Below are 20,631 nucleotides of genomic sequence, written 5' to 3'. Positions count from 1 at the left end.
AGTTTAGCGAGTGCGATTTGGACTCGTGTACAGAATCCAGGTTTCGATCAGCGTACCGCTCGCTCAGGATGACACAATTTGCCTATTAGGGACGAATCCACCTAACGACACTGCGTATCGGTTAGGCGTTGATTGCGGGGGCGGGGGAGGGAGTTGCGAGGGCGACTTTGGGCGGGGGGTGGGAGGCCATCACGCGCACCGGCAGGATGACCAGGCTGAGGCCGTTGGCCTGCAGGCGGTTCTGCAATTCGAGCGCCGTGTGATTGTGCAGGAAGCGGCTGATATAGCCGTCGAGCTCGCCGGTGAAGACCAGTTTGCCGGCAAAAAAGACCGAGTGCGGGAACTCGCGCGCAACTCCAAGCGCGAGACGGTTGAGCTCGATCACGACGTCAGGACCAATGCCGGCGCGCAGTTCGGGATAGAAGCCGAGGTCGGCGGCGAAGCGGCAATACTCGACCAAGTCGTCGGCGAGATGCTGCTCGAGGTCCTTGACCTCCTCTGGTCCCTTGAGCTGCGACGAGTCAACCTCTGCGACGCCGAGAAAAACGACATTGCGGAACTGCGCACCGAACAGCCGCTGAATCGTCGTCAAAGTCGCGAGCCCAAGGCCGTTGAAACCATTAACCAGGATGACCGCGGTGGGCGCGTTGGGGTCGCGCTCGGCGGGCGGTTTTTCGTCGGCGGCGAAGATTTCCGGCAGGATGTCGGCTTCGAGTTGGGCGATGGCCTTGCGCACGCGGTCATAGTGCATCCGCACGGCGTAGCAGACCGCGATCAGCCCGCCGGTCATCACGATCGTAACCCACCCGCCCTGGTTGAATTTGAGGGTCACGGTGAGAATCAGAATGAGGCCGGTGAAGGCGCAGCCAATGCCGTTGATAGCAATTTTATGCATCCAGTGCGGCTCGGTCTTGCGCGCCGTCCACCAATGCACCGTCATCCCGAGCTGCGAGAGCGTGAAGGTGACGAAGACGTTGATCGCGTAGAGCACCACCAGCAGATCGACGTTGGCGTGGGTGCCGACCAGGATGACGCCAGCCGCCAGGCCGATCGCGAGCACGCCGTCCTGCGTCACCAACCGGGCGCTCAAGTTGGAAAAACGCCGCGGCAGCCAGCGATCAGTCGCCATCGTGGCGAGCACGCGGGGACCATCGACGAAACCGGTCTGCGCGGCGACGAAGAGCAGAGCGCCTTCGGTGAGCAGCGTGAAGGTGATGATCGGGCGGCCGACCGCGAGGCGGCCGAGATGCCAATGCGTGGCCATCCGCTCAAAGAGCACAGCGTTGAGGGTCTCGCCGTGCACCGGGCCGACATCATAGAGCATATATCCAAACAGGATCCCGCCAGCGACGAAGGCCAGCGAGATCGACATATAGATCATGGTGTGCTTGCCGGTGACGGTGCGCGGCTCGCGCAGGATGGGCAGGCCGTTGCTGACCGCCTCGATACCGGTGTAGGTGCCGCCGCCGAGGCTGTAGGCGCGCAGGAAGATGATCGCGAGGGCGACGAAGCCGATGCCGTGGATGCCTTCGCGCACCTGATGCATCGCGTCGGCAGTGACATGTGGCAGCACGGGAGCTTTAACGATCAGCGCATAAGCTATCAGCCAGACGTGCGTAATCACGAAAGCAATGAAAATCGGCAGCAGGATCAAGACCGACTCTTTGACACCGCGCAGATTCATCCCGATTAGAATGATGACGACGAAGACGCAGATCCAAAATTTGTAGGGGAGCCATCCGACGGGCAGGAAGCTGAAGATGGCGTCGGCCCCGCTCGCGATCGAAATCGAGATGGTGAGGACGTAGTCGATTACCAGAGCGGCGCCTGAGGTGAGGCCGGCGCGCGGGCCCAGCAATTTGGTTGCGACCAGATAACCACCGCCGCCGGAGGGGAATTCGTCGATGGTTTGCGAGTAGGAGGCTGAGATGATGAAGACGGTGAGCGCGGTGAGCATCGCGAGAAAGACCGCGAGATACTTGTGCGGCCCCAGCGCGAGAAAGGCTTCTTCCGGACCGTAGCACGACGAGCTTAGTCCGTCGGAGCCCAGCCCAACCCAGGCCAGGAAGGCCACCAGCGAGAGGCTGTGAAAGACGTGCGGGTCACGGACGTCGCGCGCCGGTCCAATCAGGATTGCCGAGAGCGTGCGTTTCTCGCTCGCGGCGGTAGCCGTCTGGGCGGAGTCGCTATGGCTTGTAACGTCGGTTCGAGGGTCCATGCTTCACACTGTGTAGTGGGCGCGTTCAAGGCCGAGGCGATAGCGCGCCGCGTCGATGAGATTCTGCATGAGGGCGACGACCGTCATCGGGCCAGTGCCGCCAGGATTCGGGGTGATCCATTTTGCGACCTGGCTGACCGCGGCGAAATCGACGTCGCCGGCAAAGCGTCCGGGGGCGATACGGCGAAAGCCAACATCGATGACGCAGGCGCCCGGCTTTACCATGCCGGCGTCAACGAGGAAACGATCGGGGCCGAGGTCGGCGCCTGCGCAAGAGACCAGAAGGTCGGCGTCGCGACAGATTTCGGCGAGATTCAGCGTATGGCGATGGCACCAGGTGACGGTGGCATTCATGAGACGACCGCCTAGGATGAGCGCGAGCGGCTTGCCCGCGATATCGCTGCGGCCAATTACCGCCGCGCGCATCCCGTCGACCGGCACGGCGTGATGTTCGAGCAGCGTCAGCACGCCGCGCGGTGTACAAGGAATGAAGCGACCCCACTCGCCGCGGTAGAAGCCGCTGAGACTGCTCGCGCCGACGGCGTCGACGTCTTTTGCTGGAGCGATCGCGTCGAAGAGGCGAAAGGTGTCGACGCGTGCGGGCAGCGGCAACTGCAAAAGGATGCCGGTGATCCGCGGATCATCGTTGAAGCGTTGGATGGTGGCGAGCAGATTTTCGGTGGTTGCGGCCGCCGCGGGCATCGTTATGATCTCGGTCGAGAAGCCAAGGTCCTCAGCCATCCGTCGCTTGTTGCGCACGTACTGGATCGACGCCGCATCATCGCCCGCCCAAATTGCACCAAGGGTTGGGGTTATGCCGCAGTGCTTGACGATTTCATCCGCATGAGCGCGCAACTGCGGCTGGAGGCGCGCGCTCAGTATGCGGCCGTCCATGATTATAGCAGACATCAGATTTGGACTACGGACATTGGATTTTGATGCAGCGGCCTTGGCGACAGCTTACCGGCGGTGAGCACTGCGAACAAAGGCGGCGGGGCAGCGTTAAGCCTCGACGGCTCTCGTTAAGCTAGGCGTGGATGATGTGAGGGTCAAGCTTCGCCATTCGGATCGACGTAGCGTCAGGTCGGGCAACCTCAACCGAGATCGTTTAAGCGCTGTCACCAGCGGAATCTTCAGGGCCATCGCCGCAAAGTTAATCGACGGCTAGGCTTTGCCGCCAATCCACAGGACGCGCCCGGCCAGCACGACTTCTTCGGCGCCCACCCGCTGCGAGCTATAGGCCGGGTTGTCGCTGCGAATGGTGATCGTCCCGTCGGGCTCGCGCTGCAGACGTTTGATTGAAAGATCGACTCCGTCGTACAGCGCATAGAGCCCGTCATACCTGACACGCGGGCTGCGCAAGTCGATCAGGCAAAGGTCGCCCTCATCGATCGTGGGCGCCATCGCGTCGCCGAGCGCTTCGATCAAAGCGACCTGTGTGGGCTCGACTCCGAGTTGCCGTCGCAACCATTCGGCCTGAAAGCTCAAGTAATCAACGATTTGGGTGCTTCTGAGCTGGGAAACTGATTCGGCGAGAGCGACGACCTCGCGCGGCAGGGAGACGACGGCAGGGGCGGAGACGTTGCGGGTTTTCGCGATGTCCATCTGATCTTTGGTTGAGCCGCCATGGCCCGTGGCGAGCCATTCAACCGAAACTCCGGCGGCCTGAGCAAGGCTGACTAGACTCGTCATGCTGGGCTGCCCACGTCCTGAGACCCATTTGTAAATTGCGTTGTCCGAGACCCCGACGGCCTTGGCCAAGTCAGCCACTGAGCCGAATTGCTGCATGATCAGGCGGAGGCGTCGGCGAAATTCATTCTCTACGTCTGTTGACATAATTCTCCTACTATGGGATATATTTACCCATCCACAACGCAACGCGAGTTATCACGGATAAAGTTCATACACTGTAGTTGAGCCTTAAGTATGGCATAACGGTGTCTTTCACTAAAGTAGAAAAAGTTATGGGGACCCGAGATTTCGGCTTAATTGACGATATTCAGCAACAGGTGGCGCAGGCCTTTCAACTGACGCGGGCGGAGCTGTTATCGCGCAGCCGGCGGCGGCCGGTGGCGACGGCGCGGCAGGTAGCGATGTATCTATGCCGGGATTTGTCGGGCGAACGCGGCGCGCAAGGCGCCTATCGCGGTACACGACACGCCAGATGGGCGTCGTTTCCACGGATCGGGCTGGCATTCGCGCGTGATCATTCGAGCGTGATGCATGCGTGTAGGGCGGTCGTGCAACGGCAGGCGGCGGATGTGACGTTTGCGCGGCTGGTGGAGGGATTGGCGTGTGGACTGCGCGCGGCGCGCGCGGCGAACATCGGCAAGGAGGTTTGAGGTGATCGGCAGCACGGGACACGGGGCTGAGCGGCGCACTTCGCTGTTCGAGGATCTGCGCGAGGCGGTGGGCGAGGAGGCGACGCGCAAGCTGGTTGAGGCGTTTGGCGGTGCGCGGCTGTACGTGCCGTTGAGCACGGCGTCGGCGGAGGAGCTGAACCGGGTAATCGGCGCGGTGGCGGCGGCGCAACTGGTGCGGACGTTTGGGGGCGATCGTGTGGAGGTGCCGCGGCCGCCGTCGCGGCGCGCGCGGATTCACGAGTTGCGGCGGCGCGGGCTGAGTATCGATGCGATCGCGCTGGAGGCGGGTTGCACGCGGCGGCGGGTGTTTCAGGTATTGGCGGAGCAACGGGCGGCTGGGCGCGCGGCGCTCAAGCGGGCCGCGCGTGAACGCGACGGGGCGTCCGCCGAGGACCAGCCGGGGTCCGACCGGGTGACTGTCCGGGCAGCTGGGGCTGAAACATTTCACCCTTATGCGGACTGACGATTGCGCGTAGGTTGCCGAACTGTGAGTGAAGCAGCGTCATCGACGGGAGAGATAGATAGCGGGCTCGCGACTAGCTATCCGCCGGCGTTTGTTGCAGCGCTGGAGCAGGTGCTGGGGGATGAGGGCGGGCTGGTTGACGATCCGGCGGATGGCGGCGGCGAGACCAAGTATGGAATCAGCCAGCGGCAGTATCCGGAAGTGGATATTGCAGGCCTGACACGCACGGCGGCAGCGGCGATTTATTATCGCGACTGGTGGGCGCGCTACGACTACAGTGCGCTGCCGGCGGCGATTGGCAGCAAACTTTTCAATTTGGCGGTGAATTTGGGGCCGGAGCCGGCGGCGCGGTGTGTTCAGCGGGCGTTGCGGGCCTGCGGGCACGAGGTGGGGGAGGACGGCGTCCTGGGGCCGGCGACGCGGGCGGCGGCGGCCGCGGTGGATGGCGAGGCGTTGCTGGCGGCGCTGCGTTCGGAGGCGGCGGGAGTCTATCGCGAGATCGCGGCTGGGCGCAGCCGGGAGGCGGCGGAGCGTGAACGGTTTCTGGCCGGGTGGCTGCGACGGGCCTACGAATAAATCAGTGACGAAACTACCTGCGGCGCGGCGCGCGGGCCCATTTGAAGAAACGCTTACAGGAGAGCGAGATGGATTACGCAGAAATCGGCGGTTACGTAGTGACGGCGCTGGGCGGCTTCATGCTGGGGACGCTGTATGGGCGCAAGCTTGAGGCGGAGGCGGCGGCCTTGCTGAAAAGCCTCGAAACGCGGCTCGGACGGCTCGAGCATACGGTCGGGAGCGGAAGGGGCAACGCGCACGCGGCGGCGACGGATCATCATGCGGCCGCGATCGAGCAGTTGGCCGGGGCGATCAGCAAGCACGCGGCGGCGGTGGACGATCATGGGGCGGCGACGGTGGCGGCGGCGGTCGAGCACAATGCCGCAATCACGGCGGGCAAGTAGAAGGCCGCGGCAGGCAGGCCGAAGGCTGAGCAGGAAAGAGGCGATGTCGCAATGCCGTTGCTAATAGGCAGCATGTGGAAGCCGCTGGCGCTGATCGCACTGGTCGGGGCGCTAGTGGGTTATCGCGCCCTGCTGGTGCATCAGCGCGACGCGGCGCGGAGGCAAAGCGTTGCGCTGGAGGCCGAGCTGGCCGGATTGAGCGCGACGAATCAGGCGATGAAAGCCGCGGTCGAGCATCAGAACGCCGCGTTAACAGATTTGACGGCGCGCGCGGCGGCGGCGACGCAAGCGGCGGCGGCGCGGGCGGTGGCGGCGGCGCGCAGCGGGGCGCAAATTGAGCAGCAGGCGGCGGCGCAAGCGGCGGCGCTCAGCCGCACAACTGTGCCTGACGGCTGCATGGGAGCTATTGCATGGGGCGACGCGCAGGGACCGGAGCTGGGACGATGGTAAGGCGCCTCCTCCCGCTGATCCTGATCCAGCTTGCAGGCTGCGCGTCCGCCCCGCCATTTCTGCCGCCCGCCGAGCCGGTCGAGGTGCGCATCCCGGTCGATCGACCGGTCTATTGCGCGGCGCCGCCGCCGGCGCGGCCGGTCCTGCCGATCGGCGCGTTGCGCACGGGCTCAAGCCCGGCGGAGACGCTCCGGAGTTACGCGGCGACGGTCATAATCCTCAAGGGGGCGGTGCGCGAGCGCGACACGCTAATTGCGGGCTGCGCGGCGCCGCCGGCGCCGGTACAAGGCCAGGCGGCGACGCAGGCACATAAATAGTCAATTGGGTAAGCGGACGCGAATACTATGAAATGGCTGAAGGATGCCCTGACCGGCAAGGACAACATAACCTATGACGCCGCGCGGATTGTGGGCGTCCTGGGGGCCGGCGCCTACGTGGTGTTTTGGGCGGCGGCGGTATTCGGCCACGGGCATTTTAACGCGACGGATGCGGCGGCATATGGGGCTGGGCTGGCGACGGTGCTCCTGGCGATGTCGGCCGCAGTCAAGCTCAAGGAGTCGACAGAGCCGACGGAGCACTGAGGCGCGGAATCCAGTGTCACGAGTTAGAAATTCATTGAACAAATCGAATCGCGCGGAGGCGCGCCCGCAGGAACCAGTACCGGCTTCGCTGGCGCGAAGCTGTTCGGGGTCCCCTTCGGCTACGCTCAGGGCAGGCTTTCGACTGCGTTCGCGTTGCTCACCGCGCTCGATGACAGCACGGGTTGACCTGTTGCTACCGGGATGAATGAGAGATGACACTGGACTGGGTCTTGGGAGAATAGTCATTGAACTGGGATGCGATTGCGACCTTCGCGCTGGCCTTTGTGACCCTAATCGGGCTTAACCTGGCGGCGTTGCGCTGGCTGCTGGGTCAGTACGGGAGGGAAATGGGTAATCGACTCGCGACGCTGAGCCGCGACGGGAGTGAGTTTTCGCACGCGGTCGAGCGCGAGTTGCTGAAGCTGAAGGCGCAATTGCCGGTGGATTACGTGCGGCGCGAGGACTGGATTAGGTTCAGTAATACGCTCGAGGCGAAGCTCGATGCGTTGCGTGCAGAGATGCGGATGGAAATCTCAGAACTGCGCGAAAGGCTATATGAGCGCGGCGGGATGGGCGGCGCGGAAGAGGCGCTGAAATGAGTAAACGAGCTATGGACATGGGACAAAGGCAGCGGGAAGAAGCGCGGTGGCGGATTTTGCGGATTCTGGACGCCGGGCGGCCGATCGGAGTGGGCGAGGAGATCATCCTGCGGGTGCTGGACGATCTGCGACTGGGGCTGGGGCCGGCCGGCGTGCGGCGCGAGCTGGACTATTTGAGCGATCTCAAGCTGGCCGAGGTGGGGCAGGAAGACGACGGGAGCTGGTACGCGAAGCTGACCGCGGACGGCGTTGACCTGGTTGAGTATACGGCGCCGGCGCCGCCCGGCGTGGCGCGGCCGAAGCGCTACTGGTGAGAGTGCCGCAGGTTATGTCTTCACGAGGAATCTTAAGAACCCTGGCGCCGGAGCTGCGGGCCGAGCTGGACCGGCGGCTGGTCGAGCGCAACTTCAGCGGCTACACCGAGCTGAGCGCGTGGCTAAGAACCCAGGGCTGCATCATCAGCCGCCAATCGGTGCAGAAATACGGCAACCAACTAGAGGGCAAGATGGCGGCGCTGGAGCGGGCGACGGCGCAGGCGCGGGCGTTGCTCGAGGCGGCGCCGGACGACGACTGCCAGATCACAGAAGCGATGCTGCGGCTGGTGCAACAACAACTGTTCGCCGTGCTGATCGAACTGACGCCGGCGAAGGCCAAGCAGATCAACCTGGGCGCACTGGCAACGAGCGTGGCGCAGATGAGCCGCGCGACGATCATGCATCGCAAGTCGGTTGAAGAGTGGCGGGTCCTGCTCAAGGCGAGGGCGGTGAAGGCCGAAGCGAAGCTGGTAGAAGCGGTGGCTAAGGACGGTGGGGGGCTGACGCCGGAGACGACCGAGGCGATCCGCAACGCGTTGCTGGAAGTTACGAAGTGAGTCGAGAGACCAACTGACGCTCCGGATTCCGCGGCGCTTAGAACAGTGAGTAATAGCCAGTGGCGGTAGTCAGCGAAATAGCGAAGGGCATGAAGTCGATTCTGCTGCCCTACCAAATGCGCTGGCTGGCCGACCGCGCGCCGGTCAAGGTGGCAGAAAAGTCGCGGCGGGTGGGACTGACGTGGACTGAGGCGGCGGACAGCGTGCTCAGTGCGGCGGGGCGCGACGGCGTGGACACCTGGTACCTGGGTTACAACAAGGAGATGGCGCTCGAGTTCGTTGAGGCCGCGGCGGTGTGGGCGCGGCAGATGGACAAGGCGGCGCGGGCGGTGGAAGAGGTGGCGGTGGGTGATGGGCGGCGCGACATCGTGGCGTACCGGGTGCGCTTCAGCTCGGGACGGAAGATCGTCGCACTGTCGTCGCGGCCGTCGAGCCTGCGTGGCAAGCAGGGACGTGCGGTGATCGACGAGGCAGCGTTTCACGACGATTTGCGCGGGCTGCTGAAGGCGGCGCTGGCGTTTACGCTGTGGGGCGGGCAGGTGCGGGTGATCTCGACGCATAACGGGGCGGCGAATCCGTTCAACGAACTGGTTAATGAGATTCGGGCCGGGCGCAAACACTACTCACTGCATCGAGTGACTATAGAGGACGCGATCGGCGACGGGCTGTTTCATCGGATTTGCGCGAAAAACGGCCGGCCGTGGAGCGCCGCGGCGGAGGCGGCGTGGCGCGAGGAGGTATTCGCGCAGTACGGCGAGGACGCCGAGGAGGAGTTGGACTGCGTGCCGCGGGCCAGCGGCGGGGCGTTTCTGCCGTCGGCGCTGATCGAAGCGCGGATGCGGCCGGGGGCGCCGGTGGCGCGCTGGGCGATGCCGGCAGAATTCGCGCAGCGGCCGGAAAAGGAGCGTCAGCGGGCGGCGGCGGATTTTTGCGCCGAGCAGATTGCGCCGGCTCTCGCAGGGTTGCGTGCGGACGCGCTGAGCTTTGTTGGGGAGGACTTCGGGCGCTCGGGTGATCTGACGGTGATCTGGCCGCTGCAACTGAGCGAGCGCCTGCGGCGGCATACGCCGTTTGTGGTCGAGCTGCGCAACATACCGTTCACCCAACAGGAAGAGATTTTCTTCTACGTGGTCGACCGGCTGCCGTGCTTTACCGCGGGGGCGATGGATGCGCGGGGGAATGGCCAGTTTCTGGCCGAACGGGCGATGCAGCGCTATGGCGCAAAAATTCAGCAGGTGATGCTGACGGCCGAGTGGTATCGCGACAATATGCCGCGTTACAAAGCGGCGTTTGAGGACGACTTGATCGACTTGCCGCGCGATGCAGCAATTCTCGAAGACCATCGGGCGCTGGTGTTCGAGCGCGGGATTGCGCGGGCGCCGGAACGACGGGGACATGACACGGACGGCGGTCGGCGGCACGGCGACAGCGCGATCGCGGCGGCGCTTGCGCATTGGGCCAGCACGGTGACGCCGGCGGCGTATGAGTATCGCGCCGCGGCGCGCGCCCACCGGTCGGAACAAAGAACGGACCTCTGGGATGGAACGGCTGCCGGTGACGAGCTGTCGGCGCTGCGGCGCGGCGGCCGCCTGCGAACGCTCGCGGGGGCGTGGTGAATTCGCCGCAAAGCTAAGGGCGTTTCTCTCCGCCGGGGCGGCGCTTTCAAGCTCTTCCAGGCAATAGTCAGATCGAAATAACGGATTAGTCTGTATAAGCGCGGTCGAAACAAATTGTTTTCAGAAAAGCGTTAACAGGTGGTTAAACGCGCTAATGGTGGTATCGGGCAAGACCTCGAAATGGTGATGTCATGAGCCTGTATGATGCCTACGGCCGCGAGGTCGAAACCAGGCAGCTACGCGAAGAGCAGGCCGGTCCGACTCTGGCCGGCGTGCGAAATATATATTCAGTAATGCATCCGGCGGCCGGGCTGACTCCGGAGAAGCTGACCGGACTGCTGCGTCAGGCTGAATTCGGCGATCCGTTTCTGTACCTGGAGCTGGCAGAGGAGATGGAGGAGAAGGATCTCCACTACCTCGCGGTGCTGGGGACGCGCAAGCAGGCCGTGGCGCAATTGGATGTAGTAATCAGGCCGGCGTCGAATTCGGCGGCGGATGTGCGGCTGGCGGCGATGGCGAGTGAGTTTCTGCTGCAGGGCACCTTGAATCTGCGCGAGGCCCTGTTCGACATGCTCGACGCCATCGGCAAAGGCTTTTCCGCGACTGAGATCATCTGGGATACCGCGGGCGCCGAATGGTATCCGACGCGGCTGTTGTGGCGGGATCCGCGCTGGTTTTTGTTCGACTGGATCTCGGGACGCGAACTACTGGTGCGCACTCTGCAAGGCGAGGGTCAATCGATACCGCAAACTACGGACAGTGGCTATACACATGTGGACGCGCGGCTCCTGCCTGCGGGCCGGGTCGCGCGCAACGCTGGGGGCATCGGGGCACAGCCGCTGACGGCGCCGCTGGCGCCCTTCAAGTTCGTGGTGCATTACGGACAAGCCAAGAGCGGCCTGCCGATTCGCGGAGGTCTGGCGCGGGCAGCAGCCTGGGCTTACCTGTTCAAGAATTACGTGCTGAAGGACTGGGTGACGTTCGCGGAGGTCTTCGGGCAGCCGCTGCGGCTCGGCAAGTACGGTGCGGGCGCGACTGAGAACGACAAGAGCGCGCTGCTGCAGGCGGTCGGCAATATCGGGACCGACGCGGCCGCCATAATTCCGGATTCGATGATAATCGAGTTTACGCAAGCGCGGCAATCGGGCAGCACTGATCTATATGAGCGCTTCACTGAGTATATAGATCGGCAACTGAGCAAAGCGGTGCTGGGTCAGACGCTGACGACCGAACTGCCGCGCGGCGGCGGGTCGCGGGCGGCCGCGCAGGTTCATCAGATGGTGCGGCGGGACATCCTGGGCGCGGATGCCCAGCGGCTGGGAGCGACGCTGACGCGGGATCTTCTGCGGCCGCTGATCGACCTGAATGCGGGACCGCAGCGGCGCTATCCACAGCTGGAACTCGCGCTGCCGGACGATCAGGACGTCAAGGTGTTCGCGGATATCGTGGCGGAACTGGCCGATCGCGGGCTGCGCGTCAGCCAGAAGGCGGTGCTCGAGAAGCTCGGGCTGGCGGCGGCAGTGGCGAATGATCCGGTCTTGCGGCCGGCCGGCTTGAGCGCGGAGCACGGCGACAGCACGGCGTCGAGTGTATAGTCAGTGTCCCGCCCTTACTAAGTAGTAGAGTTAGAGCCCTGGTGAAACATTTCACCCTAGTAGAATCGCGAATGAACTGGGAGAATCGCCGAGTGATGAACGCGACAGTCGAGAGCATAGAGCGTGTTGATGCGACGCGCGTTGGTGTATGCGCGTCGTCGGCAGACGAGACGCAGCCGGCGTGGATTGAGCTGATTCCCGCCGGACGGTTCAGCGGGCGTGATGGGCGCGGACCGTATCGTCTGGAGGACGTGCCGAAGGTGATCGCGGCGACACAAGCGCTGCAGATGGAGGCCGGGCTGCCGATCGATTACGACCACGCGACCGACCTCGGCGCGCCGGAGGGGCGGCCAGCGCCGGCGGCTGGTTGGATCAAAGAGTTGGCGGAGCGCAATGGGGCGCTGTGGGCTCGTGTCGAGTGGACGCAACATGGCGCGGCGGCGCTGGCGACGCGGGAGTATCGCTACGTTTCGCCGGTGTTCGAGCATGACGCAGAGGGGGTGGTGGCGCGGCTGTTGCGTGCAGCGCTGACGAACAATCCCAATCTGTATTTGCGAGCGATTGCAGCGCGGGCGCGGGTGGAGGCCCGCGGACGAGGCGAAGCCGGAGCGCCCGATGGGACCGAAAGTGGGGCGGATATGCCGATGGATGAGCTGCTTGGGGTTCTCCGCGAGGTTCTGGGACTGGAAGCCGAAGCGACGGCGGAGGACATCGTCGAAGCTGCGCAACAACTGATGGAAGCTCAGAGCGAAAAGAATCAGGCGGTCAACAAAGCGACGGGCCGCGAAACACTCGATCGCGTGCAACACGTTACCGCCGAACATTATCAGAAGGCGGCGCGCGAACTAACCGCTCTGCGGGCAGAGCGGGCCCGTGAAGTGAGCGAGCGGGCGGTGGAGGGGGCGATGCGAGCGGGGAAGATCGTGCCGGCGCAGCGCGAATGGGCGATCGAGTATTGCGCCGCGGATGCCGAGGGCTTCGCGCAGTTTGTCGCGCGACAGCCGGCGCTTGCATTGGGAACGCTCGAGCTTGAGAGCGAACCGCGAAGCCGTGCTAACCGAGGCGGGAGCCAGCTGTCGAGCGAGGCAGGCGTCGAGGCGCTCAGCGCGGTGGAGTTGGCAATCTGTACGCGCCTGGGGCTGCGGGCTACTGACTATGCTCGGCGCAAGACGGCGAGAGCGCTTCCTGAGGCCGGCCTGTTGTAATCTTCAAGTGCGAAACTGAACTACTTGGTTAGCGACGCTGGCAATTGCGGCGAACAACAAATCTGATCTCACACGGTGGAACAATGGCGGCACTGACTAATTCACGCAATACTCCTGAAGCTGCTGACGGCGGGCGGATGCAAGTCTACCCGGTCGAAGCGAACACGACGATCTATCTTGGCAGCATGGCGGCGCTCGATGCCAACGGTTACGCGGTGCCCGCGTCCAGCATCGCCGGGCTCAAGCTAATCGGGCGTACTGAGATGGTATTCAACGGCCTTCCCGGCCAGGACGCTGTCAACAATCCAGGGGCGGCGGGCGCGATCTCAATTGTCGCGCGGCGCGGTGTGTTCATGTACGCGGTCAATGACGGCTCAATCGCGGCGCCGCAGATCGGAATGATGGCCTTTGCAGTTGATGACAATTCGGTCTCGCTCAGTGATGGCAGCGCAGCAACGGCAGTAGTCGCGCAATCGGTGACCCTGCCGCCGACTGCGGTCCCGCAGATTTCGGTGCTGGGTCACGAGAATATTGCGAAAGTGAAAGTGCACAGTACGTCGGCCGGCGGAACGGTTTACAGCGAGGGGATTGACTACGTGATCGATTATCAGGCTGGACTCCTGATGCTTGTAAGCGGCGGGGCCATCGCCGCGGCGTCAACGATCTTCGTCGACTACAACTGGGGCCCGGCAAGCCGGAGCGTCGCCGGAAGAATCGTAAACATCGATCCCAGCGGGCAGGTCTGGGTCGATTTCTGGCATCAGTCTGCGGCGGCGGTCTAAGTAAGCGAGTTTCTCTCAAGGGCAGGTACCCATGGAAATCACAGCAGCGAACCTTACGGCGTTATTCACCGGCTTTGACGTCATTTTTCAGCGCGGTTTCGAGAAACCGCCGTCTTATTACGAAAAGATCGCGACGGTTGTGCGCTCGACGTCGCGCCAGACCACTTATCCATGGCTGGGCCGGACCACCAAGTTTCGTGAGTGGCTCGGCAGCCGCGTGGTGCAGGCGCTGGAGACGCACACCTATACGATCGTGAACCGGAATTTCGAAGACACGATCAGTATCGATCGTAACGATCTTGAGGACGATAACTACGGCGTTTACGAGCCGATCATCGAACAACTGGGGTGGGACACGAAAGTTCATCCTGACGTTCTTTTGTTTACGATGATTAAGAACGCGGTGAACACGCCGGGCAGCGTACTGAGCTTTGATGGCCAGCCCTTCTTCTCCGGGACGCATCCCGTGGGACCGCTGAGCGCGGCTGGCGATGTGCGCGACACGACTGCCGGCAATATCAATTCCAGCGGTTCGGGGCCTTGGTGGTTTTTGCTGGACGCGTCGCGAGCGCTGCGGCCGTTTATCTTTCAGCTGCGACGCGAGTACACGATGACGCGCATGAACACGCTGACCGACGAATCGGTATTCAATCGGCGGGAGTTTCGCTTTGGAGTCGACGGGCGGGCCAATACTGGAGTCGGATTGTGGCAGTTGGCATACGCGAGCAATACCGATTTGAGCGTGCCCGCGAACTACGGGGCGGCACGGGCGGCGATGCGGTCGATCAAGACCGACGGTGGCAATCCGTTTGGCGCGCTGACGGATCCAACGAGCGCGTTCCTGCTAGTGCCGCCTGCGCTCGAAGAGGTCGCGCGGCAGTTGCTGCACTCGGAGTTCATGGTGGGCACCGGAAATAGCGCGACAGTGCCAACTTCCAACATCTGGAAAGGCAGCGCCCAACTGATCGTCAGCGAGTATCTGGTCTGATCGAAAACGATTAAAAGCGTCAGGCAGGACTTGCCTAACCGAAGGCCGTGCTGGCGCATCACAGAAGCAATCGCAGCAGGAAATCCGAGTGGTTTACGCAACTCCAAATGACATGATCGCACGCTATCCGAACCGGGATCTCGTGCAATTGACCAATGAGGATCCTACGCAGACGGTGGTAAACACAACGGCATTACAGCAGGTCGTTGATGACGCCAGCGCGGAGATCGACGGTTACCTGGAAAGCCGCTTCCTGTTGCCGCTTAGTGATCCACCGGCAGTGCTTAACCGGCTGACCTGCGACATCGCGATGTATCGGCTGCAAGGCCTCCGACCACTTCACGATATAGCGGACGCGCGAAAACGGTACGAGGATGCGGTGGCGCTCTTAGTCCAGGTTGCGCGCGGCGAGGTGACACTAGGGCTCTCGGCGGACAACGTCGAGCCGCCGCAGGCGCAGGACGCGGTACTGACCCAGGCCGGCGGCGATTCGTCAGGGGTCTTACCACAGCGGGTTTTCGATCGCGGATCACTAAAGGGTTACTAGGCAATGGCGGTAATGCTCGATACGGCGTGGGCGGGAATTTCTTTTATACCGCCGACGCCACTGGATATCGCGACGTTGGAAAACGCGATCGTCAGCCAATTAGGCAGCCAGATTAACTCGATTGAGATCGCGCACTACCCTGATCGTCCCGAGAGCTATCGATTAACCCATCGAGTCGGCGCGGCGCTGGTACGCTACGACGGCGCCGCCTATGGCGACTTAATCGACACGGCAGCGGTGGTGCAAAAACGCACGCTGCGGTTCGCGGTGAGATTAATGATGCGCGATCTGGGCTGGAGTTATGGAGGCGACGCAGGGGGGCCGAGTCCGGGTGCGTACGCGCTGCTGGAAGCGATTCGAGGCGCGCTCACCGGATTTCAGATTGGGGGATGCACTAAAATGTATCCCTTGAAAGATCAGTTTCTAGAACGCGACAAAGAGGGTGGTGTATGGATTTACGAAAGCATCTTCGCGTTCACGACCGCAGCCGTTGAGCCGTCTACAATCGACAACTTCCCATTGCTGATTGAAGCAGTGACGCAGGAGCAAGGAGGTCAGACCCTCCGAGTCGTCGCTGCGGCTCAGCTCGTCTTCAACGCCGCCGGCGAGATTAAGCTCGGCAATGCAAATATCTCAGAAGTCATCGTGTCGGCGGCGCCGACCGGCGCGCCATACACACTTGGCACGGACTACACGGTTGACAGCGTAAACGGAATCGTCGTCTGGCTGCCCACAGGCTCCATTCCTCCGGAAGCGACGGTCAGTGTGGGTTACAGTTATGCGGAAGTCGTAATCGCGGTTGCCACGGGCGGACAGTCGCCGACGGCGCCGACCAATTAACAACGAGCCAGAAACTAAAGGCTGGAGTTAGCATACTAGCCGCTATTCAATGGCGGTTATCAAGACGGTGAGAATAAAATGGCGGCATCTTTTCTTCATGGAGTTGAGGTAATTGAGACGACGACCGGTCCGGTGCCGATCACGGTAGTGAAGTCATCTGTGATCGGGCTGGTAGGGACCGCGCCGACGTGGGCGGTGGCGGCGCCGGCCATTGCGCCGGCGCTGAATTCGCCCGTCCTGGTGAGTTCGGCGCTAGATGCCGCCAACTTCGGGCCGTTGGTGCAAGGCTACACGATTCCGTACGCGCTCGCGGCGATTCAAGCTCAGGGTGCGGGTCAGGTAATTACGATAAACGTGTTCAATCCGGCACTGCATTTCAGTGACGTGGTATCATCGCAGACATTCAGCGCGGCAGGTGCGGTCAACCTCGCGCACATGGGGATAAACAACCTAAGCGTGCTGCCGACGACCACTGCGGCCGTCAGCGGTGAGACGCACACGTTCGCCGGAACGCCGGCGACTGTGCAGCTGACGCATGGCGAAGTGCAGGCGTCGTCGCTGGTGCTGACCAGCAATCCGGCGGGCCACACCTATGTGCAGGGGACAGACTTCAGCCTCGACGCGCGGACCGGAAGCATCAGCGTAATCGCCGGCGGCGCGATCGGGAACACGCAGGCGGTACTCGCGAGCTATAGTTATTATTCCGGCACGGCTTACTCGGCCAAGACCGATTACACTCTCGATCCGGTTAATGGCGTCATTACGCTCAACGTTGGTAGCACGATTCCGGCACTGGGAAGCGTGATTACTTCGTTCAGCTATGCAGATCCGACCAAAGTGCAAGACGCGAACATTATCGGATCTGTGGCCGCGGGTACTTACAGCGGCATGCAGGGCTGGCTCACGACCTACGGCACTATGGGATTCTTTCCGAAAGTGCTCATCGCACCCGGCTTTGCGCAAAACGCCGACGTGGCGTCCGCGCTGACGACGATTGCGGGAACTATAAGGGGTGTGGCCTTAGTCGATTCACCGCCGAGTACGACGGTGGCGACGGCGATTGCGAACCGTGGGGTTGCCGGCAACGCCTTCGATACGAGCTCGACACGGGTTGTTCTGTGTTACCCGCAAGAGCAGTTTTTCGACACCGGGATTGTGCCGACCGGCGTGACTCTCAATAACGCACTGCCAGTACAAACCCAGGCGAACGCAAATGCGGTCGGTCCCTATTCGTCATGGGTGGCCGGCGCAATTGCGGCAAGGGATTTGGCACAAGGCTACTGGTGGTCAGCGTCGAACATGCAGGTGAATGGCATACTGGGACCGGATGTAACGCTCTACGCCTCAATTTTGGATGCGGCGTCGGACGTCAATAATCTCAACGCGGCCGGCATTCTGACGGTTTTTAATGCTTTTGGCACCGGCTTGCGGGTGTGGGGAAACCGCAGCGCAGGCTACCCGACGATAACGACGCCGGACAATTTCATCAGTGTTCGGCGGACGATGGACGTGCTGGAAGAATCGGTCGAATTATCGATGCTGCAGTTCATCGATCAGCCGATCAGCAACGCATTAATAACGGCGATTCTTGCGAGCGTGAATTCTTTCATCAGGACGCTGATCCAGCGCGGAGCATTGGTTGCCGGCTCGGCGACGTACAACCCAGCGGAAAATCCGCCAAGCGCTATCGCGGCCGGGCAGCTAGTTTTCGATATCGACGTTATGCCCCCACCGCCGGCGGAGCGTATCACGTTTAACGTTTACATTGACTCGACGCTGCTGAGCCAACTGGGAACGACGAGCGCCCAGAGCGCAACTTCGCTAACTGCGTAGAAGAGCGGGACGCTCCCGAGTGAACAGCCAACTAAAGTAGCAAAGACCGAGGAACCGACGCATGGATGTATCAGTCAATCGACTCACTAATGCCAACATCTACATGGACGGTGTGGGCCTGCTTGGCCGCGCCGAGGAAATTGCGCTCGGTCAGCCGCGCCATAAGATGGTTGATCACAAGGCGTTGGGCATGGCCGGAATGGCGGAATTCTGGGCGGGAGTGGACAAGCTAGAGTCTAGAATCAAGTGGGCATCACTTTACCCAGAAGTGCTCACAGCGGCTGATAGTCCATTTACGTCGCACTTGTTCCAGGTTAGGGGCAGCCTCGAGCAGTATACGAGCCAGGGACGTACGGCCGAACTGCCGGTTGTGTACCTGATGACCGGAGTCTTTAAAGATGCTGGCGGTTTACTATTCCGCGCCCACGAGAACCTGGACGTCAGTTCAACAATCAGCGTCTATCACTCTGAATTATACATCGCAGGCTCCCAGATTCATTTGTACGACGTGCTAGCGAACATTTACGTCGTCAATGGAGTCGATCAACTGGCTCAGTTCCGTACTAATCTGGGCGGATGACGACGCGCGGGCTCCAGAGCACAAAAGTCCCGTCGAAACGCGGGTTGTCCCAAACGCGACAACAACGCGGATTGGATGAACTCCGACCGCATTGTAGCGGGCGTGGATTCAGCGTCAAAGAAGTCAAGTATGAGGGAGGAAGTAAGCAATGAACGAGGAGACAAAAACCATAACACTGCCGAGCGGGCGCAGCGCGACGCTGCGTGAAGCGAAGGTGCGAGATCTGCTGCAGGCGCATCGGACCACGGGTTTCAGCAGCGAACCAATGATCATCGCAACGGCCCTAATCGCGGAAGTAATAGTGCTCGATGGCAAGCGTGTTGTATACGAAGATGTGCTGGAGCTGTCGGCTGAGGACGGCCTCGTATTGCAGTCCGCGGTGATGGAGGGAGAGCGGAGCGCAAATTTTCCGGCGGCGCCAGGAGCGTCCAGCGCAGCCTCCTGAGCGCAGAAGCAATCGCAGAATTAATCGCATTTGGATTTTGTCTCGCGGAGTTGAAGAAAATGAGTCTCACCGAGGCAGCTTATTGGTGGCAGATCGCCGAGCGCGGCCGAGAGTTGGATCGCTCGGCAGAAAGAGACTGAAGGTGAGAGCGAGCAAACTCGAACAATCAAGCACATTCCGTTCAAAGGAACCTCAATGTCGACATCGACTATATGCAATGCTCAAGTTGTTTGCGCGGGCAAGCACAAGGAAGTGGATCTTCGAGTGACCTAGGCTTCGCAGAAATGACAACTAGCGAAGACAGTGAAGAAGCATCCGCTGAGGCGAATGACAAAGGCTTAAGGCATCCGATCACGGCGCCACACGTCGGTCGTTTCGCGAACTAAAAAAGACCGGGTGTTCCGGCTGACAAAGAATGCGAAGCCGTTCGATGGCCGAGAAGAGAGTACGCCAGCATGAGCTTTGACTCTATAGAGAGGGACCAACCGCGAATGGGGAGGCTTGAAGCGCAGCTGACTCGTACGAGTCGGGTGTTAGAGAGGACCCAGGCAGCGGTCCGCGGGTCGCGGGCCTTTTGGAAGCTAGTTATTCCGTTCGCCGCAGTTGGCACAAACGAGCCCGACTCTGCGTTTGCTCGAGAGCAAGCCAAACCCGGGCCTAGACTCAATCCTTCAGGCAAGCTGTCAATGATTGCTCAGCTTAAAGCCAGTGCCGGCAAAGGCGCGGGAGCACGAATGAACTGGTTGAGACGCTGGTTGTTCTCAGCCCGAACAGATGCGTCACACGGCAGCAGTGATCAGAGTCTAGCGTCCAACCCCGCTTCAAACACGCGTGTGGCGAATAGCGTCGGGCTCACCCTAGACACACGAAACTTAAATGCTCTACTCGTGCCGCTCGCAGTAGACAACGAAAGTATTGCTCAAGCGGGAATGCGATCGCTGCAGACATCGATCGCGACCCTCGCAGCGATCCGGCGACCGCTGCACTCAGTTGCCGGAACAATGAATCGCGGAATTCGTGCAGTCTTGAGCAGGCTGAACACTCGCAATAGCCGCGACTCCACAACGCGACCTGGAGGGAGCGTTCTCGAGCTGAAAACACCCACTTCTGCCTCGCTATCTGTGAAGGTTGCCCGACTAAAGAGGTTGACTGGGGCGCGCGCTCTTGGCGGCCGCGACGATCAAGCAACGACGATGACTCAAACGTCGCAACTCGGCCTCGTGATGCAAAATGGCCGAGGGCCGACATTGCGCTCCTTGGTCGCGCTAGCGCGGAACCGAGTACTCGAATTAAAGTCGATAAGTGTACCGCTCGTTTCTTTGGCGCAACCCTCGTCGTCGTCGAACGGCACGGTCGGCCATGATAAGAAAGGCCATACCTTAACCAACACTGTGGTGACATTACGTAAAGCTGCGATGGCGACTGTTCCGTTAACGAGATCCCGAGGATCGGTCGAGGAAATCAGAGGTGCAGCACGAGCCGACCGGGGCGGAAAAGTCGCGGCCGCTGAAGGCCAAATCGTCAATTACTCGCCCACGGTGGTCGTCCACAGTGACGAAAGCTCCGGCGGACTTGAGCAGCGAATCTTAAGAATAATGAGCGAGCATGCGTACGAACTGAGTGATCTGCTCAGGCGCGAAGCGGCGAAACAAAACCGCTCAAGCTTTTAAGGCGACGTGAATAAGCTCAATGAGCA

At 61.7% G+C, this 20,631-nt stretch carries 24 protein-coding genes; 21 read left to right on the top strand and 3 right to left on the bottom strand.

Going from position 1 to position 20,631, the window contains the following annotated elements; genetic code table 11:
- Positions 1-121: 121 nt before the first annotated feature.
- The 3 genes from VKS22_02125 to VKS22_02115 all read right to left on the bottom strand — a co-directional run bounded on the left by VKS22_02125 (position 122) and on the right by VKS22_02115 (position 4,054).
- The gene (locus tag VKS22_02125; protein ID HLW69397.1) at positions 122-2,218 is read right to left on the bottom strand and encodes an APC family permease; all 2,097 of its coding nucleotides are present in this window, start codon (positions 2,216-2,218) and stop codon (positions 122-124) included.
- Between the two features lie 3 nt (positions 2,219-2,221).
- Entirely contained in the window at positions 2,222-3,127 is a 906-nt protein-coding gene (locus VKS22_02120) for a bifunctional 5,10-methylenetetrahydrofolate dehydrogenase/5,10-methenyltetrahydrofolate cyclohydrolase (protein HLW69396.1), read from the bottom strand.
- A 255-nt stretch (positions 3,128-3,382) separates the two neighbouring features.
- The gene (locus tag VKS22_02115; GenBank protein HLW69395.1) at positions 3,383-4,054 is read right to left on the bottom strand and encodes a S24 family peptidase; all 672 of its coding nucleotides are present in this window, start codon (positions 4,052-4,054) and stop codon (positions 3,383-3,385) included.
- A gap of 128 nt (positions 4,055-4,182) precedes the next feature.
- Here VKS22_02115 and VKS22_02110 point away from each other — a divergent pair, with 128 nt between their 5' ends.
- The 21 genes from VKS22_02110 (at position 4,183) to VKS22_02010 (ending at position 20,605) form a co-directional block, all read left to right on the top strand.
- Complete coding sequence (locus tag VKS22_02110) at positions 4,183-4,560, top strand: helix-turn-helix domain-containing protein (protein HLW69394.1); 378 nt, start codon at positions 4,183-4,185, stop codon at positions 4,558-4,560.
- A gap of 1 nt (position 4,561) precedes the next feature.
- Positions 4,562-5,044, top strand: a complete 483-nt coding sequence (locus VKS22_02105) for a hypothetical protein (GenBank protein HLW69393.1) — start codon at positions 4,562-4,564, stop codon at positions 5,042-5,044.
- A 24-nt stretch (positions 5,045-5,068) separates the two neighbouring features.
- The gene (locus VKS22_02100) at positions 5,069-5,620 is read left to right on the top strand and encodes a glycosyl hydrolase 108 family protein (protein HLW69392.1); all 552 of its coding nucleotides are present in this window, start codon (positions 5,069-5,071) and stop codon (positions 5,618-5,620) included.
- Positions 5,621-5,688: 68 nt separating this feature from the next.
- Positions 5,689-6,003: a hypothetical protein gene (locus tag VKS22_02095; GenBank protein ID HLW69391.1), complete on the top strand. Its 315-nt coding sequence runs from the start codon at positions 5,689-5,691 to the stop codon at positions 6,001-6,003.
- A gap of 51 nt (positions 6,004-6,054) precedes the next feature.
- Positions 6,055-6,453 carry a hypothetical protein gene (locus VKS22_02090; protein ID HLW69390.1) on the top strand — a complete coding sequence of 133 codons (399 nt, stop codon included), beginning with the start codon at positions 6,055-6,057 and terminating at the stop codon, positions 6,451-6,453.
- Positions 6,447-6,770 (top strand): hypothetical protein, encoded by a 324-nt coding sequence (locus VKS22_02085; protein HLW69389.1) that lies wholly within the window; start codon positions 6,447-6,449, stop codon positions 6,768-6,770. The genes VKS22_02090 and VKS22_02085 overlap by 7 nt, the downstream gene beginning before the upstream one ends.
- A gap of 27 nt (positions 6,771-6,797) precedes the next feature.
- Positions 6,798-7,034, top strand: a complete 237-nt coding sequence (locus VKS22_02080) for a hypothetical protein (GenBank protein HLW69388.1) — start codon at positions 6,798-6,800, stop codon at positions 7,032-7,034.
- Positions 7,035-7,279: 245 nt separating this feature from the next.
- Entirely contained in the window at positions 7,280-7,633 is a 354-nt protein-coding gene (locus tag VKS22_02075) for a hypothetical protein (GenBank protein HLW69387.1), read from the top strand.
- Positions 7,630-7,947 carry a hypothetical protein gene (locus VKS22_02070; GenBank protein HLW69386.1) on the top strand — a complete coding sequence of 106 codons (318 nt, stop codon included), beginning with the start codon at positions 7,630-7,632 and terminating at the stop codon, positions 7,945-7,947. Before VKS22_02075 ends, VKS22_02070 begins: the two co-directional genes overlap by 4 nt.
- Before the next feature lie 2 nt (positions 7,948-7,949).
- Positions 7,950-8,504: a phage protein Gp27 family protein gene (locus VKS22_02065; protein HLW69385.1), complete on the top strand. Its 555-nt coding sequence runs from the start codon at positions 7,950-7,952 to the stop codon at positions 8,502-8,504.
- A gap of 59 nt (positions 8,505-8,563) precedes the next feature.
- Complete coding sequence (locus tag VKS22_02060; protein HLW69384.1) at positions 8,564-10,120, top strand: hypothetical protein; 1,557 nt, start codon at positions 8,564-8,566, stop codon at positions 10,118-10,120.
- Between the two features lie 191 nt (positions 10,121-10,311).
- Positions 10,312-11,715 carry a DUF935 domain-containing protein gene (locus VKS22_02055; protein ID HLW69383.1) on the top strand — a complete coding sequence of 468 codons (1,404 nt, stop codon included), beginning with the start codon at positions 10,312-10,314 and terminating at the stop codon, positions 11,713-11,715.
- A 71-nt stretch (positions 11,716-11,786) separates the two neighbouring features.
- Positions 11,787-12,920, top strand: a complete 1,134-nt coding sequence (locus VKS22_02050) for a phage protease (protein ID HLW69382.1) — start codon at positions 11,787-11,789, stop codon at positions 12,918-12,920.
- 83 nt (positions 12,921-13,003) lie between these two features.
- Positions 13,004-13,702: a hypothetical protein gene (locus VKS22_02045; protein ID HLW69381.1), complete on the top strand. Its 699-nt coding sequence runs from the start codon at positions 13,004-13,006 to the stop codon at positions 13,700-13,702.
- A 31-nt stretch (positions 13,703-13,733) separates the two neighbouring features.
- The gene (locus tag VKS22_02040; GenBank protein HLW69380.1) at positions 13,734-14,690 is read left to right on the top strand and encodes a Mu-like prophage major head subunit gpT family protein; all 957 of its coding nucleotides are present in this window, start codon (positions 13,734-13,736) and stop codon (positions 14,688-14,690) included.
- An 88-nt stretch (positions 14,691-14,778) separates the two neighbouring features.
- A complete protein-coding gene (locus tag VKS22_02035; protein HLW69379.1) occupies positions 14,779-15,237 on the top strand; it encodes a DUF1320 domain-containing protein in 459 nt (152 codons plus the stop codon).
- A 12-nt stretch (positions 15,238-15,249) separates the two neighbouring features.
- A complete protein-coding gene (locus VKS22_02030) occupies positions 15,250-16,077 on the top strand; it encodes a Gp37 family protein (protein HLW69378.1) in 828 nt (275 codons plus the stop codon).
- A gap of 78 nt (positions 16,078-16,155) precedes the next feature.
- A complete protein-coding gene (locus tag VKS22_02025) occupies positions 16,156-17,910 on the top strand; it encodes a phage tail sheath subtilisin-like domain-containing protein (protein HLW69377.1) in 1,755 nt (584 codons plus the stop codon).
- A 61-nt stretch (positions 17,911-17,971) separates the two neighbouring features.
- Positions 17,972-18,490 (top strand): phage major tail tube protein, encoded by a 519-nt coding sequence (locus VKS22_02020; GenBank protein ID HLW69376.1) that lies wholly within the window; start codon positions 17,972-17,974, stop codon positions 18,488-18,490.
- A 148-nt stretch (positions 18,491-18,638) separates the two neighbouring features.
- Positions 18,639-18,935 carry a hypothetical protein gene (locus VKS22_02015; GenBank protein HLW69375.1) on the top strand — a complete coding sequence of 99 codons (297 nt, stop codon included), beginning with the start codon at positions 18,639-18,641 and terminating at the stop codon, positions 18,933-18,935.
- Positions 18,936-20,128: 1,193 nt separating this feature from the next.
- A complete protein-coding gene (locus tag VKS22_02010) occupies positions 20,129-20,605 on the top strand; it encodes a hypothetical protein (GenBank protein ID HLW69374.1) in 477 nt (158 codons plus the stop codon).
- Positions 20,606-20,631 lie beyond the last annotated feature (26 nt).

Source organism: Candidatus Binataceae bacterium (assembly GCA_035308025.1).
Classification (GTDB): Bacteria; Desulfobacterota; Binatia; order Binatales; family Binataceae; genus JAJPHI01.
Note: the sequence above shows the minus strand (reverse complement) of the source record. Positions and strands in the feature narration are given on the sequence as shown.

Bases quoted from the DNA above. Each gene is read 5' to 3' on its own strand.
- VKS22_02050 (HLW69382.1), top strand. From the start codon at position 11,787: ATGAACTGGGAGAATCGCCGAGTGATGAACGCGACAGTCGAGAGCATA.
- VKS22_02120 (HLW69396.1), bottom strand. From the start codon at position 3,127: ATGTCTGCTATAATCATGGACGGCCGCATACTGAGCGCGCGCCTCCAG.
- VKS22_02020 (HLW69376.1), top strand. From the start codon at position 17,972: ATGGATGTATCAGTCAATCGACTCACTAATGCCAACATCTACATGGAC.
- VKS22_02030 (HLW69378.1), top strand. From the start codon at position 15,250: ATGCTCGATACGGCGTGGGCGGGAATTTCTTTTATACCGCCGACGCCA.
- VKS22_02055 (HLW69383.1), top strand. From the start codon at position 10,312: ATGAGCCTGTATGATGCCTACGGCCGCGAGGTCGAAACCAGGCAGCTA.
- VKS22_02010 (HLW69374.1), top strand. From the start codon at position 20,129: ATGACTCAAACGTCGCAACTCGGCCTCGTGATGCAAAATGGCCGAGGG.
- VKS22_02115 (HLW69395.1), bottom strand. From the start codon at position 4,054: ATGTCAACAGACGTAGAGAATGAATTTCGCCGACGCCTCCGCCTGATC.
- VKS22_02125 (HLW69397.1), bottom strand. From the start codon at position 2,218: ATGGACCCTCGAACCGACGTTACAAGCCATAGCGACTCCGCCCAGACG.
- VKS22_02040 (HLW69380.1), top strand. From the start codon at position 13,734: ATGGAAATCACAGCAGCGAACCTTACGGCGTTATTCACCGGCTTTGAC.
- VKS22_02015 (HLW69375.1), top strand. From the start codon at position 18,639: ATGAACGAGGAGACAAAAACCATAACACTGCCGAGCGGGCGCAGCGCG.
- VKS22_02085 (HLW69389.1), top strand. From the start codon at position 6,447: ATGGTAAGGCGCCTCCTCCCGCTGATCCTGATCCAGCTTGCAGGCTGC.
- VKS22_02070 (HLW69386.1), top strand. From the start codon at position 7,630: ATGAGTAAACGAGCTATGGACATGGGACAAAGGCAGCGGGAAGAAGCG.
- VKS22_02110 (HLW69394.1), top strand. From the start codon at position 4,183: ATGGGGACCCGAGATTTCGGCTTAATTGACGATATTCAGCAACAGGTG.
- VKS22_02080 (HLW69388.1), top strand. From the start codon at position 6,798: ATGAAATGGCTGAAGGATGCCCTGACCGGCAAGGACAACATAACCTAT.
- VKS22_02025 (HLW69377.1), top strand. From the start codon at position 16,156: ATGGCGGCATCTTTTCTTCATGGAGTTGAGGTAATTGAGACGACGACC.
- VKS22_02045 (HLW69381.1), top strand. From the start codon at position 13,004: ATGGCGGCACTGACTAATTCACGCAATACTCCTGAAGCTGCTGACGGC.
- VKS22_02090 (HLW69390.1), top strand. From the start codon at position 6,055: ATGCCGTTGCTAATAGGCAGCATGTGGAAGCCGCTGGCGCTGATCGCA.
- VKS22_02095 (HLW69391.1), top strand. From the start codon at position 5,689: ATGGATTACGCAGAAATCGGCGGTTACGTAGTGACGGCGCTGGGCGGC.